Source organism: Klebsiella sp. P1CD1 (genome assembly GCF_003790505.1).
In the GTDB taxonomy this organism is placed as follows: Bacteria; Pseudomonadota; Gammaproteobacteria; order Enterobacterales; family Enterobacteriaceae; genus Klebsiella; species Klebsiella variicola.
In genome coordinates this window covers 679,522-692,970 of record NZ_CP033631.1, presented here as the reverse complement: position 1 = coordinate 692,970, position 13,449 = coordinate 679,522, and the positions used below count along the sequence as shown (strand labels likewise).

The window sequence follows — 13,449 nt, the reverse complement described above, 5'->3', positions numbered from 1 at the left end:
CGCGATGGTAAACCTGGTTATTGTTTCTCATAGCGCCCGGCTGGGCGAAGGTGTCGGAGAACTGGCCCGGCAGATGTTAATCAACGATGGCTGCAAACTGGCGATCGCCGCCGGGATCGACGATCCCGACAGCCCGATCGGCACCGATCCGCTTAAAGTCATGGAGGCGATCGAATCTGTCGCCGATACCGATCACGTGCTGGTGATGATGGATATCGGCAGCGCGTTGCTCAGCGCCGAAACCGCCCTCGATCTGCTCGATCCGACGATTGCCGCGAAGGTGCGGCTGTGCGCCGCGCCGCTGGTGGAAGGGACGCTGGCGGCCACCGTCAGCGCTGCCTCCGGCGCCGGGATCGACAAGGTGATCGCCGACGCCATGAGCGCCCTGGAGGCCAAGCGGGTTCAGCTGGGTTTACCTTCGCCAACTTCTGACGCCGCGCCGGCGCCGATGCTTGCCGACGACGGCGACACAAAATCGGTTTCAGTTATTATTAACAATCACAACGGCCTGCACGTGCGTCCGGCGTCGAAGCTGGTCGCCGCGCTGGCGGGTTTTAATGCCGATCTGCTGCTGGAGAAAAACGGGAAGTGCGTCAAACCGGACAGCCTTAACCAAATCGCGCTATTGCAGGTCCGCCGTAACGATAAACTGCGCCTGCTGGCCCGCGGTCCGGATGCCGACGCGGCGCTGGCGGCGTTTCAGACGCTGGCCGCCGATAACTTCGGTGAATCGCCTGCGGGGCAACCGGCAGCGGCTCCGGCAACGCCCGAGCGCGTCGAAGGTGCAGCCCTGCGCTATCCGCTGGCCCTGATCCAGCCGCTCCGCCCGGCTACCGCCGATGCTGCCCGCGAGCAGCAGCGCCTGCGCCAGGCCATCGACCAGACGCTGGCGGATCTTATCGTCCTGACCGAGCTGGCGGAAAATAAATTTAACGCCGATATCGCGGCGATCTTCGCCGGGCACCACACCCTGCTCGACGATGACGATCTGTTTGATGCCGCCAACGATCGTCTGCTCACCGAACAATGCTCGGCGGAATGGGCATGGCATCAGGTGTTGATGGAGCTCAGCCAGCAGTATCGCCAGCTGGATGACCCCTACCTGCAGGCGCGCTATATCGATATCGAAGATATTTTGCAGCGCACCCTGCGCCATCTGCAGGGCGTTCAGGAGAGAGTGCCGACACCCGGCGAGCCAACAATTATTATTGCCGACAACATTTATCCCTCAACCGTCTTACAGCTGGATGCCAGCTTCGTTAAAGGCCTGTGCCTGCGCGATGGCAGCGAACAGGCTCACGGCGCGATTATCGCCCGCGCGGCGGGGATCGCCTGGCTGAGCCAGCAGGGCGAGGCACTGAACAGCGTGCAGCCCGGCGAGACTATCGTGCTCGATATGCGTAACCAACGCCTTATCCGTGACTAAAATTCACGTTGACCGTTACCGCTCCGGAGGCCTGCCTCCGGAGGGTGAGTTTTCGCTTACTCTTCAGGAACCACTATGTCTCAATTCTTTTTTAACCAGCGCGCCAGCCTCGTCAACGATGTGATTGAGGGTACCATTATCGCCAGCCCGTGGAATAACCTCGCCCGTCTGGAGAGCGACCCGGCGATCCGGGTGGTGGTCCGTCGCGATCTGAATAAAAACAACGTGGCGGTGATCTCCGGCGGCGGCGCCGGCCATGAACCGGCGCACGTCGGCTTTATTGGTAAAGGCATGCTGACCGCCGCGGTCTGCGGCGATCTGTTCGCCTCGCCGAGCGTCGACGCGGTGCTTACCGCCATTCAGGCGGTGACCGGCGAGGCGGGCTGCCTGCTGATCGTCAAAAACTACACCGGCGATCGGCTTAACTTCGGCCTGGCGGCGGAGAAAGCGCGCCGTCTCGGCTACAACGTGGAGATGCTGATCGTCGGCGACGACATTTCGCTGCCGGATAACAAGCAGCCGCGCGGCATCGCCGGGACCATTCTGGTGCATAAAGTGGCGGGCTATTTCGCCGAGCGCGGCTTCAACCTCGCCACCGTCCTGCGTGAAGCGCAATACGCCGCCAGCCATACCGCCAGCATCGGGGTGGCGCTGGCCAGCTGCCACCTGCCGCAGGAAGCCGACAGCGCGCCGCGCCATCAGGCCGGTCACGCCGAGCTGGGAATGGGCATCCACGGTGAGCCGGGAGCTTCGACGATCGCCACGCAAAACAGTGCGGAAATCGTCAACCTGATGGTGGAAAAACTGACTGCCGCCCTGCCGGAAACCGGCCGCCTGGCGGTGATGCTTAATAACCTCGGCGGCGTGTCGGTGGCTGAGATGGCGATCCTCACCCGCGAGCTGGCCAACACCCCGCTGCAGGCGCGCATTGACTGGCTGATAGGCCCGGCCTCGCTGGTGACGGCGCTGGATATGAAAGGCTTCTCGCTGAGCGCCATCGTGCTGGAGGAGGGTATTGAAAAAGCGCTGCTGTCGGACGTGGAAACCGCCGGCTGGCAGACGCCGGTGCAGCCGCGGGCAGTTAACATCATGCCGTCCACTCTCGCCAGCGCGCGCGTCGACTTCATGCCATCGGGCAATCCACTGGTGGGCGATTACGTCGCGCAGGTGACCGGCGCCCTCATCGATCTTGAAGAACATCTCAACGCACTGGACGCCAAAGTGGGCGACGGCGATACCGGCTCCACCTTCGCCGCCGGGGCGCGCGAGATTGCCGACCTGCTGCAGCGCCAGCAGCTGCCGCTAAACGATCTGCCCACGCTCTTTGCGCTGATCGGCGAACGCCTGACGGTGGTGATGGGCGGCTCCAGCGGGGTATTGATGTCGATCTTCTTCACCGCTGCCGGGCAGAAGCTGGGGCAAGGCGCCAGCGTGGCCGAGGCGCTGAACGCCGGTCTGGAACAGATGAAGTTTTACGGCGGCGCCGATGAGGGAGACCGGACGATGATCGACGCTCTGCAGCCGGCGCTGGCGGCGCTGCTGGCCGAACCGGAGAACCTGCAGGCCGCTTTTGCCGCGGCGCAGGCCGGGGCGGATCGCACCTGCCAGTCGGGCAAAGCTGGCGCCGGACGCGCGTCCTATCTCAATAGCGATAGCCTGCTCGGCAACATGGACCCCGGCGCCCATGCGGTAGCGATGGTGTTTAAGGCCCTGGCGGAACGATAAGCCTTCCCCGGTGGCGCTGTGCTTACCGGGGCTACAAATCGGCGCCAACCGTAGCCCGGATAAGGCGCAAGCCGCTATCCGGGTTTTACCACGATGGCTTTTTACTTGCTGTGCCAGTACGCCTGGGAACGCACCAGTTGCTGTTCGATGCTCTCGTCTTCAAAGCGCGCCAGCAGAGATTTCACCACCGCGCCTTCGCCGGTCAGCCAGATGAAATAATCCTCCGCCGGCACCTTCACCTGGGCCAGACGCTCGGCGACGAAGGCCGGGTTGTGGCCCACCACCCACTCGATGTTAAAGCCGTCGAGATCCGCCAGATAATCTTTATACGACGCATCGGCGATAGTAACGATGGCCGTCACCTGCGGCCTTGCCGGCAGCTGGCGTAACCCCAGCAGACGACGGCGCAGCGCCGGCATGCCGGACTCATCGCAAACATACAGCTGCCAGGCATAATCTTCCGGCACCACCAGCGAGCCGCGCGGGCCGCCGATCACCAGCTTATCGCCCACTTTTGCTTCCAGCGCCCAGCGGCTGGCGATACCGCCATCGTGGATATAGAAATCGTAAGTCAGCTCGTGACGTTCGGCATCGTACAGCGGCGTATAGTCACGAGTGGCAGGCCGCACGCCCTCGCCCCAGTCAATCCCCTCCTCAGTCACCTGCGGCGGGGTAAATGCCGCGCCCGGCTCGGGGAAAAAAAGCTTGGTATGGTCGTCAAAGCCGTGAGAAGCGAAGCCTTCCAGCGCCTCGCCTCCCAGCACGATACGCTGGAACGCCGCGCCTGCGCGCTCCACGCGCAGCACCGTCAGCTCACGGAAACGCAGCTCATTGCGGACACGCTGCGGGTACTTGTCTGCTTTGGTTTTTGTCATCATCGATTGCCTTCGTGAACGGTAAATAGATATATCTAAACTTGATGCAAATGATAATGATTGCCAACTAAAAAGAATGCAAGTCTTTTTTTGATATAGTCAAAACAAACCGCATCAAAATCCACAATTAGAAAATAATTACATATATATCAATATATTAAAAAATAAATATCAACCAGCATTGCGAACATTCATTTTTTAGATATAAATTAGATATATCAAAAACAGCAGGAGGTAACCATGCGACATCATCATGAAGAGGGGCGTGGGCCACGCGGGCGCCACGGTGATCCCAGCGAACACGGCGACCATGGCCGCCGCGGCGGCGGACGCCGCCAGCGTTTCTTTGGCCACGGTGAACTGCGGCTGATCATTCTGGATATCCTCAGCCGCAACGCCAGCCATGGCTATGAGCTGATCAAAGAGATCGAAACGCTTACCCAGGGGAACTACAGCCCCAGCCCGGGGGTAATCTACCCGACGCTGGATCTGCTCCAGGACCAGGGCCTTATCAGCGTGGAAGATGACAACGGACGTAAAAAAATCGTTATCAGCGAGGAAGGAAAACAGCTGCACGCCGAGAACCAGGAGCACCTGGCCCATATCCAGGAGCGTCTGCAGGCGCGGATGGTCGGCTGCGAGCTGCGCCGGGATCCGCAGATGAAGCGCGCGCTGGAAAACTTCAAAGCGGTCCTCGACCTGAAAGTGAACCAGCAGGCCAGCAGTGCCGCCCAGCTCAAGCAGATCATCGGCATTATTGACCGGGCGGCGATGGAGATCTCTCAGCTCGACTAAGCCTCTTTTGTTACCACCGGCTGCCCCGCCCTGGGGCAGCCCGCACCACGACGGATCGGCCCGTTCATCGCCGCCAGGCAGAAAATCTCGTCAGCTCAGGAATAAAACGTGCCAATAGTGGCGCAATGAGATTAAATTTTACACATTTCGTCTTTTACTTTGCATTTATCCCGATTTTCACCGCTTCTGCCGAACTGGCGTAATCCCTGCAATACTTAATCCAGTATCGTGTGATACGTCCGCCCCAGGAGCACATTTTGAACAGGTTACCTTCCAGCGCATCGGCTCTGGCCTGCAGCGCACACGCACTGAATCTCATTGAAAAGCGCACGCTTGATCATGAGGAAATGAAAGCACTTAACCAGGAGGTCAGGGAATACTTTAAAGAGCATGTGAATCCGGGGTTTTTAGAGTATCGAAAATCGGTCACAGCCGGCGGGGATTACGGAGCCGTAGAGTGGCAAGCGGGAGGGTTAAATACGCTTGTCGACACCCAGGGACAGGAATTTATCGACTGCCTTGGTGGGTTTGGCATCTTCAATGTAGGGCACCGTAATCCAGTTGTGGTATCCGCCGTCGAGAATCAACTCGCGAAACAACCGCTTCACAGTCAGGAACTGCTGGATCCGCTACGCGCGATGCTGGCGAAAACCCTGGCAGCCTTAACGCCCGGCAAACTAAAGTACAGTTTCTTCTGCAACAGCGGTACAGAATCGGTAGAGGCGGCCATCAAGCTGGCGAAAGCCTATCAGTCGCCGCGTGGTAAATTTACCTTCATCGCCACCAGCGGCGCCTTCCACGGTAAATCGCTGGGCGCGCTGTCGGCCACCGCCAAGTCGACCTTCCGCAAACCCTTTATGCCGCTACTGCCGGGCTTCCGCCACGTGCCGTTCGGCGATATCAACGCCATGCGCACCATGCTGAGCGAGTGCAAGAAAACCGGCGACGACGTCGCGGCGGTGATCCTCGAGCCGATTCAGGGCGAAGGGGGCGTGATCCTCCCGCCGCAGGGGTATTTGCCGGCGGTGCGTAAGCTGTGCGATGAGTTTGGCGCCCTGCTGATCCTCGACGAAGTGCAGACCGGCATGGGCCGCACCGGCAAGATGTTCGCCTGCGAGCATGAGAACGTTCAGCCCGATATTCTGTGTCTGGCGAAAGCGCTCGGCGGCGGTGTGATGCCGATCGGCGCGACGGTGGCGACGGAAGAGGTCTTCTCGGTGCTGTTCGACAACCCGTTCCTGCACACCACCACCTTCGGCGGCAACCCGTTGGCCTGTGCGGCGGCGCTGGCGACGATCAACGTGCTGTTGACGCAAAACCTGCCGGCGCAGGCGGCGCAGAAAGGCGATATGCTGCTGGACGGGTTCCGCCTGCTGGCGCAGGAGTATCCGGACCTGGTGAATGAAGTGCGCGGGAAAGGCATGCTGATGGCCATCGAGTTTGTCGATAACGAGATTGGCTACGACTTTGCCAGTGAGATGTTCAGACAGCGGGTGCTGGTCGCCGGGACGTTAAACAACGCCAAGACGATCCGCGTTGAACCGCCGCTGACCCTCACCCTGGAGCAGTGTGAGCAGGTGCTGAAAGCGGCGCGTAAGGCGCTGGCGGCCCTGCGCGTCTCGGTTGAAGAAGCGTAATAAGTGCCCTTCCCCCTCTCCCACAGGGAGAGGGGGAAGGAAAATCCTCATACCTGCGGCAACAGGCCGATAAAGCTGCGTTTCTGCCGCGGCTGCGACATCATCTCCTCCAGCTTTTCGACGCAGGCTAAATAGTGCGGCGTCTTCTTATGCGCCAGCACCGCCTCATCGTCTTTATAGGCTTCGTAGATAAAAAAGCGGGTTTTCACCTCGGGATCCTGCAGGACATCAAAGCGCAGGTTGCCCGGCTCCTGCAGCGCGCCTTCGTGGTTGGCGCGAAACACCTCAAGAAACTCATCCACCCGCTCGGGTTTAATATTGATCTCCACCAGCGTCACATTCATTTCAGCTCTCCCTGTTTCTCTTCCTGCCAGAACTGATACGCTTCGCGCGCGTTCAGATTCTCATGCACCACCTTTTTCACCGCCTTCAGCATCGCGCGCGGGGCGCTGGACTGGAAAATATTGCGCCCCATATCCACCCCGGACGCCCCCTGATCGATCGCCCGCCAGCACATCTCCAGCGCCTCATGCTCCGGCAGTTTTTTACCGCCGGCAATCACGATCGGCACCGGACAGCTGGCGGTCACTTTTTCAAAGCCTTCCTCAACGAAATAGGTCTTCACAAACTGCGCCCCCATTTCGGCGGCAATCCGGCTGGCCAGCGAGAAGTAGCGCGCATCGCGGGTCATCTCTTTGCCGACGCCGGTAACCGCCAGGACCGGCATACCGTAGCGATTGCCGGCATCCACCAGTTTGATGATGTTATTGATCGACTGATGTTCGTATTCGCTGCCGATATAGACCTGCGCCGCCACCGCGCAAACGTTGAGACGCAGCGCGTCTTCCATCGCCACCGCCACGCATTCGTTGGAGAGTTCGCTCAAAATCGAATTGCCGCCGGAGGCGCGGAGCACCACCGGCTTATTGGTGGCCGCCGGTACCTGGCTGCGCAGTACGCCGCGGGTGCACATCAGCACATCGGTGTCGGCAAACAGCGGCGCAATCGACAGGTCGATACGCTCCAGCCCGGTGGTTGGCCCCTGGAAGTAACCATGATCGAAGGCCAGCATCACCGTGCGGTTGCTGTGCGGATTAAAGATGCGCGCCAGCCGCGACTGCATGCCCCAATCCAGTGAACCACAGCCTTTCAGGGTATACAGCGTATTCTGCTGCGGGCGGTCGATGCCGAAGTCCTTACCCTCTTTGATATCGTCTAAATCAGCCATCTTTTCCTCCGTCAGAAGTCGTAGTTGTTGATGTTCTCTTTGCTGAACACCACGCGCTCCGGCAGCAGCACGATACCGTTGCCCTTCGCCTCATACTGGTAGCCCTGCACGCTATTCGGTTCGACCTTCAGCGAGCCGATATCTTTCACCTCAACGCTGTCGCCGACGTTAAGATCGCCCTTTTTCAACAATCGATCGGCGACGTTAACCGCAATTTTGCCCTGCTGAACCACATCCCACAGGCCGAACGCTTTCACCGTGCCGCGCTCAACGTACGGGCGCATCACGTTCGGTGTACTAAAGCCGACGATCGCCACGCCCTGACGCTTGAGGTTCTCCGCCGCCTGCGCCGCCGCCGGCAGCGCATTGGCATCCGGCGCGATAATGGCGTCGAGATCCGGATACGCTTTTAAGATCCCCTCGGCGGTTTGCAGCGATTTGGTGGCATCGTTATAGCCAAACTGGGTGGTGACGATTTGCCACTGCGGATGCTCTTTTTCGATTTTGGCTTTGGCTTCCTTCACCCACTGGTTCTGGTCGGTCACCGTCGGGCTGGAGTAGAAAAACGCGACTTTGGCGGCAGGTTTGCTGACCTGCTTTTCCGCCATCTCCACCAGCAGGCCGCCGAGCTGCTGCGGCGTACCCTGGTTGATATAGATGCTGCGGCACTCCGGCTTGGTATCGGAATCCCAGGTCAGGACTTTCACCCCGCGCTGCATCGCCCGCTTCAGCGCCGGACACAGGCCGTCCGGCGAAACGGCGGAGACGATAATCGCGTTGTAGCCCTGGTTGACGAAGTTGTTGATAAGCTGCACCTGGCCGGAGACGCTGGGCTCGGTGGGACCGTCATAGGTGACATCCACACCCAGCGCTTTCCCCGCCTCTTTCGCGCCGTTGCCGCCGCTGGTAAAGAAGCCGACGCCGACCAGCTTAGGAATAAAGGCGATGCGGTCCGCCGCTTGCGCGGTAACCACGCTCATCGCCAGCGCCAGCGCGCTGACCTGCAGGATACGTTTTGTTTTCATTGTTGTGCTCCGATTGTTCTATGCGAGAAAAGACGCCGCCAGGTCGCGCGCACCCATTCACGGTGCAGGCTCAGCGAACGCCCCATCACCACCACAACCAACAGCGCCCCTGACAGCGCGCTCGACACCTGGTTGGGGATGCCGACCATCTGTAAACCCTGTTGCAGATACCCCACCAGCAATGCCGCCAGCGCGGTACCCAGTATCGATCCCGAGCCGCCGTAAATATTGGCCCCGCCGAGCACCGCCGCGGTCAGCGCCGGCATCAGCAGGTCGCGGCCTAAATCCGAACGCGCCGAGCCGAAATAGGAGACCATCACCAGCGCCGCGACCGCCGAGGCGACGCCCACCAGGCCATACAGCACGTACGGGATGCCGTTCACCGACAGCGCGGCATAGCGCGCGGCGCGCGGGTTTTGCCCGAGTAAAAAGAGATGGCGGCCAAAGCGCCCGCGATGGGCCAGCAGCCAGAAGAGAAAGGTGATAATCGCGAACAGCACCAGCGGCAGCGGCAGTCCGGCGAGGGTTAAATTGGCGATGGCGGTGAAGCTATCGGGAAAACCGCCAATCCCCTCGTAACCGGTCGCGCCGGCCATCCCGGAAAGCAGCAGCGCGCCGCCGCCATACAGATACAGCGTACCAAGCGTGATCACCAGCGGGCTGATGCCGGTGTAGTGGATCAGCGCGGCGTTAAATAACCCGCACAGCAGCCCCAAGAGCAACGTCAGCGATACCGCGAGCCACAGCGGCCAGCCCGCCTGGGTCATCACTCCGAGGGCGATGGCGCACAGGCCGATGGTCGAGCCCAGCGAAATATCGATCCCGCCGCTGATGATCACCAGCGTCAGCGGCAGCGCGACGATGCCGATGCAGATAAAGTCGCTGGTGCTAAAGAGCAGCATATTGAGATCCAGCATGCGCGGATTCAAGGCGCCGAACAGCAGGATTTCCGCGATCAGCAACGCCAGCAGCGCGCTTTCCCAGTTAAGCTTCAGCTTCATTTAAGCCACCTCTTTGCTTTTGCGTTCGGGAAAGCGGGCAACCTGTTTGCCCCCTTTATTACCGGGCTGGAAACGGCTGTACTTTAGCGCCCGCTGATGGCGGGCCAGCGCCTGGCGCAGGCGGCCATCGAGCACCAGCACGCCGAGCAGCACCAGGCCGGCGATAAAGTCATTCCACCAGGCGGGAAGGCGGAACAGCACCAGCACGGTGTCGATTTGGGTAAGGAAAAAGGCGCCGAGAAACGCGCCGAGCAGCGTGCCGGTACCGCCGAGCAGCGAGATCCCGCCCAGTACGCAGGCGGCGATGGCTTTCATCTCCAGCCCGCTGCCGGTCTGATTAGGCACAAAACCAATCTGCGCGGCGAAGACAATCCCGGCGCAGGCCGCCAGCATCCCGTTGAGGGTAAAGGCCAGCATCCGCGTGCGATTGACCGCCACGCCCAACTGGCGCGCGGCGGCGAGGTTATCGCCGACGGCGTAAAAATCACGACCAAAGGCGGTGCGCGACAGCAGCCAGCCGCCCGCCAGCAGCAGCGCCAGCACCAGCCAGCCCAGCGGCGACACGCCGATAAACGCCGGCTCCGAGAGCGACTTCAGGCTGTCGGGCAAGCCCTCGATCCATTTCCCGCCGGTCCACAGCAGCATCACCCCGCGATACAACCCCAGCGTGCCGAGCGTCGCGACGATCGCCGGAATGCGCAGCCCCACCACCAGCAGGCCGTTAAACGCCCCGGCCAGCGCGCCAATCGCCAGCGCGAGGGCGATAGCCGTCGCCAGCCCGTAACCGTTGTTCAGCGCCACGCCGACGGCGATGGCGCACAGCCCAACGGTGGAGCCTACCGACACGTCAATATTGCGGGTCAGCATCACCAGCGTCGCGCCCAATGCCAGCAGGCAAAGGATCTGCGAGCTGGCGAAAATCATCGCCAGGGTCTGCAGGCTGAAATAGGCTGGATTGAGCGCCACCAGCACGGCAAAGAGCGCCACGATGGCAAAGAAGGCGCTCAGTTCGCGATTCTTCAGTAACGTTTTCATGCCTGCCCTCCGAAGGCCAGGGTCATCATGCGATCGACGGTCACCGCCTGTCGCGCCAGCTCACCGCTGTAGCGGCCCTGATGCATCACCAGCACCCGGTCGGCCAGGCCAACGAACTCATCCAGATCGGAAGAGATCATCAGCACCGCCACGTTTTGCGCGGCAACGCTTTTTAGCAGTTGATAGATATCGGCGCGGGCGGAGACATCCACGCCGCGCGTCGGCTCATCGACAATCAGCAGTAACGGATTAGCTTCCAGACAGCGCGCCAGCAGCACCTTCTGCTGGTTACCGCCAGAGAGAGTGCGCACCGGCTGATCGCCATCGGCCAGCTTGATCCCCAGCGCCCGGTGATAGCGCTCAACCACCGCCGCCTCCCGTTTCCCCTGCTGCCACCACGACGGCTGATTGAACATCACCGTGTTCCAGCGCACCGGCGCATCGAGAAACAGCCCCGAGACCTGGCGGTCTTCCGGGAGATAGACCAGCCCGCTGGCCAGCCTGGCGCGGGTGCTGTCGCGGCTAATCTCGCGGTTCTCCAGCCAGATCCGCCCGGCGCGCGGTGGACGCAGGCCGTATAAGGTTTCGGCAAATTCGGTGCGCCCGGATCCCACCAGCCCGGCCAGACCGACAATCTCTCCGGCGCGGATCTCCAGATTGAGATCGATAAAACCTTCTCCGGTAAGATCTTCCACCCGCAGCACGGGAAAATCCTGCGCCTGGGTGCGGCGGTTGCCCGGCAGCGCCAGCCACAGCTTTTGCGTGTCGCTCAGCGTATGGTCGCGGCTGGCCGGCGTCATAGCGCTAATCAGTTGCTCATCGCGGTAAGTTGCGGTCTCGCCGCTCAGCACCACCGCGCCATCGCGCATCACCGAAATATGGCTGGCAAGCTGGCGGATTTCGGGCAATTTGTGTGAGATAAAGACGATCCCAACGTCAAGCGCCTGTAACGCGCGGATCTGGCTAAAGAGCCTCTCGGTTTCACCCGGCGTTAAAGAGGCGGTGGGCTCATCCAGGATCAGGATCTTGGCCTCGCGCATCAGGCCGCGCAGGATCTCGACCATCTGTTGATCGGCTACCTCGAGCGTGCTGGCGCTGGCATCGAGGTTGATCTGGCAGTTCAACTGCCGCAGTTTTTCCTGCAACCGCGGGGCGGTATCCGCCCGCTTCGGCAAACGAAAGAGAATGTTCTCGCGCACGCTGAGGTTGGGAAACAGCATCGGCTCCTGTGGCACCAGATAGATGCCCAGTTGGTGGGCCAGCGCCGGATTGAGGCGCGCAAACGCGCGGTCGCCGATCGTCAGTTCACCGCTATCCGGCGTTTCAACGCCGGCGATGATCTTCATCAACGTCGATTTACCCGCGCCGTTGCCGCCCATCAGCGCATGCACCTGGCCCGCGCCTAGCGTGAAATCAATGCCCTTGAGCACCGCAACGCCGGAGAACTGTTTGCAAATCTGGCGAGCTTCAAGCAGTGGCTTCATCATCGCGCCTCGATTGAACAAATGATTTTTAAATTTAATAATGTTCAAAAGCGTAGACGGTGAACTATATTTACAACCGTGCGAAGATCACAGTTTGGCGCTTTAGATCCTCAGGAAAAAATGGGCCAGCGATGAAAGATCCGTTTTGCCAGTCGGCTCACACTTTCCGACCGCGCAATAGCGAACATATGATCTAAATTTTTATAAGAGTTCAATTTATGAGCGAAAAACGCATTACGGAAGAGAACCGCTACGCCGGGCTGGCGTTAGCCGAGGAAGAGCTGGTGGCGCGGGTGGCGTGGTGCTACTACCACGACGGCCTGACGCAAAATGACATCGGCGAGCGTTTGGGGCTGCCGCGGCTGAAGATTTCCCGTCTGCTGGAGAAAGGCCGCCAGTCCGGGGTGATCCGCGTGCAGATCAACTCGCGCTATGAGGGCTGTCTGGCGCTGGAAAGTGAACTCCAGCAGCGCTTTGGCCTCAAGATTGCCCGCGTGCTGCCGGCGCTCAACACCCCGCCGATGAATACCCGGTTGGGGATCGGCGCGGCGCAATCGCTGATGGGCATTCTGCAGCCGGGACAGCTGCTGGCGGTCGGCTTCGGTGAGGCCACCATGAGCTGCCTGCAGCATCTCAGCGGCTTTATCGGCTCGCAGCAGGTGCGGCTGGTGACCCTCTCCGGCGGCGTCGGCCCCTATATGACCGGCATCGGCCAGCTTGATGCCGCCTGCAGCGTCAGCATTATTCCGGCGCCGCTGCGGGTCTCTTCAGCGGAGGTCGCCGAGATCCTGCGCCATGAGTCGAGCGTGCGCGACGTGATCCTCGCGGCAACGGCGGCGGACGCGGCGGTGGTCGGCATTGGCGCCATCGATCAGCGGCGCGACGCCACCATTTTACGCTCCGGCTATATCAGCGAGGGCGAACAGCTGATGTACGCGCGCAAAGGCGCGGTCGGCGACATTTTAGGTTATTTCCTGCAGGCCGACGGCCGGCCGGTAGAAGGACTGGAGATCCATCGGGAACTGCTCGGCGTAACCCTGGATGAGCTGGCGCAGCTGCCAACCATCGTCGGCGTCGCCGGGGGAGAAGAAAAAGCGCAGGCGATTTATGCCGCTCTGACTGGAAAGCGCATAAATGGCCTGGTAACGGAAGAGACAACAGCACGCGCGGTGCTTACCCTGGCCTCCTGACGGCCTGGCGCCGCGCGACAACAGCGAG

At 60.8% G+C, this 13,449-nt stretch carries 12 protein-coding genes; 5 read left to right on the top strand and 7 right to left on the bottom strand.

The annotated features are described in order from the left end of the window. The first annotated feature begins 4 nt into the window (after nt 1-4). Both dhaM and DTA24_RS03450 read left to right on the top strand, forming a co-directional pair. Nucleotides 5-1,426, top strand: coding sequence for a dihydroxyacetone kinase phosphoryl donor subunit DhaM (gene dhaM, locus DTA24_RS03455; RefSeq protein ID WP_123836552.1), 1,422 nt, complete (start codon nt 5-7; stop codon nt 1,424-1,426). A gap of 75 nt (nt 1,427-1,501) precedes the next feature. Further along, nucleotides 1,502-3,151: a glycerone kinase gene (locus DTA24_RS03450; RefSeq protein ID WP_032736447.1), complete on the top strand. Its 1,650-nt coding sequence runs from the start codon at nt 1,502-1,504 to the stop codon at nt 3,149-3,151. Nucleotides 3,152-3,252: 101 nt separating this feature from the next. Here the strand turns inward: DTA24_RS03450 and DTA24_RS03445 are convergent, their stop codons facing one another. Next, nucleotides 3,253-4,029, bottom strand: a complete 777-nt coding sequence (locus DTA24_RS03445; protein WP_164481318.1) for a siderophore-interacting protein — start codon at nt 4,027-4,029, stop codon at nt 3,253-3,255. Nucleotides 4,030-4,266: 237 nt separating this feature from the next. Here DTA24_RS03445 and DTA24_RS03440 point away from each other — a divergent pair, with 237 nt between their 5' ends. After that, on the top strand, nt 4,267-4,821 hold the full coding sequence (locus tag DTA24_RS03440; RefSeq protein ID WP_008806562.1) for a PadR family transcriptional regulator: 555 nt from the start codon (nt 4,267-4,269) through the stop codon (nt 4,819-4,821). 257 nt (nt 4,822-5,078) lie between these two features. After that, entirely contained in the window at nt 5,079-6,458 is a 1,380-nt protein-coding gene (gene ygjG / locus DTA24_RS03435; RefSeq protein WP_012540512.1) for a putrescine aminotransferase, read from the top strand. 47 nt (nt 6,459-6,505) lie between these two features. Here the strand turns inward: ygjG and lsrG are convergent, their stop codons facing one another. From lsrG to lsrA, 6 genes are read right to left on the bottom strand one after another with little or no spacing between them, the layout of a single operon-like run. Beyond that, nucleotides 6,506-6,802, bottom strand: coding sequence for a (4S)-4-hydroxy-5-phosphonooxypentane-2,3-dione isomerase (lsrG, locus tag DTA24_RS03430; RefSeq protein WP_002917723.1), 297 nt, complete (start codon nt 6,800-6,802; stop codon nt 6,506-6,508). Then, complete coding sequence (lsrF, locus tag DTA24_RS03425) at nt 6,799-7,686, bottom strand: 3-hydroxy-5-phosphonooxypentane-2,4-dione thiolase (RefSeq protein ID WP_002917724.1); 888 nt, start codon at nt 7,684-7,686, stop codon at nt 6,799-6,801. The genes lsrG and lsrF overlap by 4 nt, the downstream gene beginning before the upstream one ends. An 11-nt stretch (nt 7,687-7,697) precedes the next feature. Next, entirely contained in the window at nt 7,698-8,711 is a 1,014-nt protein-coding gene (gene lsrB, locus DTA24_RS03420) for an autoinducer 2 ABC transporter substrate-binding protein LsrB (protein ID WP_008806564.1), read from the bottom strand. Then, nucleotides 8,708-9,712, bottom strand: coding sequence for an autoinducer 2 ABC transporter permease LsrD (gene lsrD, locus DTA24_RS03415; protein ID WP_023323308.1), 1,005 nt, complete (start codon nt 9,710-9,712; stop codon nt 8,708-8,710). The genes lsrB and lsrD overlap by 4 nt, the downstream gene beginning before the upstream one ends. Then, complete coding sequence (lsrC, locus tag DTA24_RS03410; RefSeq protein ID WP_096834315.1) at nt 9,713-10,747, bottom strand: autoinducer 2 ABC transporter permease LsrC; 1,035 nt, start codon at nt 10,745-10,747, stop codon at nt 9,713-9,715. Continuing rightward, complete coding sequence (lsrA, locus tag DTA24_RS03405) at nt 10,744-12,231, bottom strand: autoinducer 2 ABC transporter ATP-binding protein LsrA (protein ID WP_123837160.1); 1,488 nt, start codon at nt 12,229-12,231, stop codon at nt 10,744-10,746. Before lsrA ends, lsrC begins: the two co-directional genes overlap by 4 nt. A gap of 218 nt (nt 12,232-12,449) precedes the next feature. Here lsrA and lsrR point away from each other — a divergent pair, with 218 nt between their 5' ends. After that, nucleotides 12,450-13,421, top strand: coding sequence for a transcriptional regulator LsrR (lsrR, locus tag DTA24_RS03400; RefSeq protein ID WP_046881905.1), 972 nt, complete (start codon nt 12,450-12,452; stop codon nt 13,419-13,421). The last annotated feature ends 28 nt before the right edge of the window (nt 13,422-13,449 follow it).

What these genes read in the sequence shown, in the direction of transcription:
- lsrB (WP_008806564.1), bottom strand. Translation starts at nt 8,711, where the DNA reads ATGAAAACAAAACGTATCCTGCAGGTCAGCGCGCTGGCGCTGGCGATG.
- lsrF (WP_002917724.1), bottom strand. Translation starts at nt 7,686, where the DNA reads ATGGCTGATTTAGACGATATCAAAGAGGGTAAGGACTTCGGCATCGAC.
- lsrR (WP_046881905.1), top strand. Translation starts at nt 12,450, where the DNA reads ATGAGCGAAAAACGCATTACGGAAGAGAACCGCTACGCCGGGCTGGCG.
- lsrG (WP_002917723.1), bottom strand. Translation starts at nt 6,802, where the DNA reads ATGAATGTGACGCTGGTGGAGATCAATATTAAACCCGAGCGGGTGGAT.
- lsrA (WP_123837160.1), bottom strand. Translation starts at nt 12,231, where the DNA reads ATGAAGCCACTGCTTGAAGCTCGCCAGATTTGCAAACAGTTCTCCGGC.
- lsrD (WP_023323308.1), bottom strand. Translation starts at nt 9,712, where the DNA reads ATGAAGCTGAAGCTTAACTGGGAAAGCGCGCTGCTGGCGTTGCTGATC.
- lsrC (WP_096834315.1), bottom strand. Translation starts at nt 10,747, where the DNA reads ATGAAAACGTTACTGAAGAATCGCGAACTGAGCGCCTTCTTTGCCATC.
- dhaM (WP_123836552.1), top strand. Translation starts at nt 5, where the DNA reads ATGGTAAACCTGGTTATTGTTTCTCATAGCGCCCGGCTGGGCGAAGGT.
- DTA24_RS03440 (WP_008806562.1), top strand. Translation starts at nt 4,267, where the DNA reads ATGCGACATCATCATGAAGAGGGGCGTGGGCCACGCGGGCGCCACGGT.
- DTA24_RS03450 (WP_032736447.1), top strand. Translation starts at nt 1,502, where the DNA reads ATGTCTCAATTCTTTTTTAACCAGCGCGCCAGCCTCGTCAACGATGTG.
- DTA24_RS03445 (WP_164481318.1), bottom strand. Translation starts at nt 4,029, where the DNA reads ATGATGACAAAAACCAAAGCAGACAAGTACCCGCAGCGTGTCCGCAAT.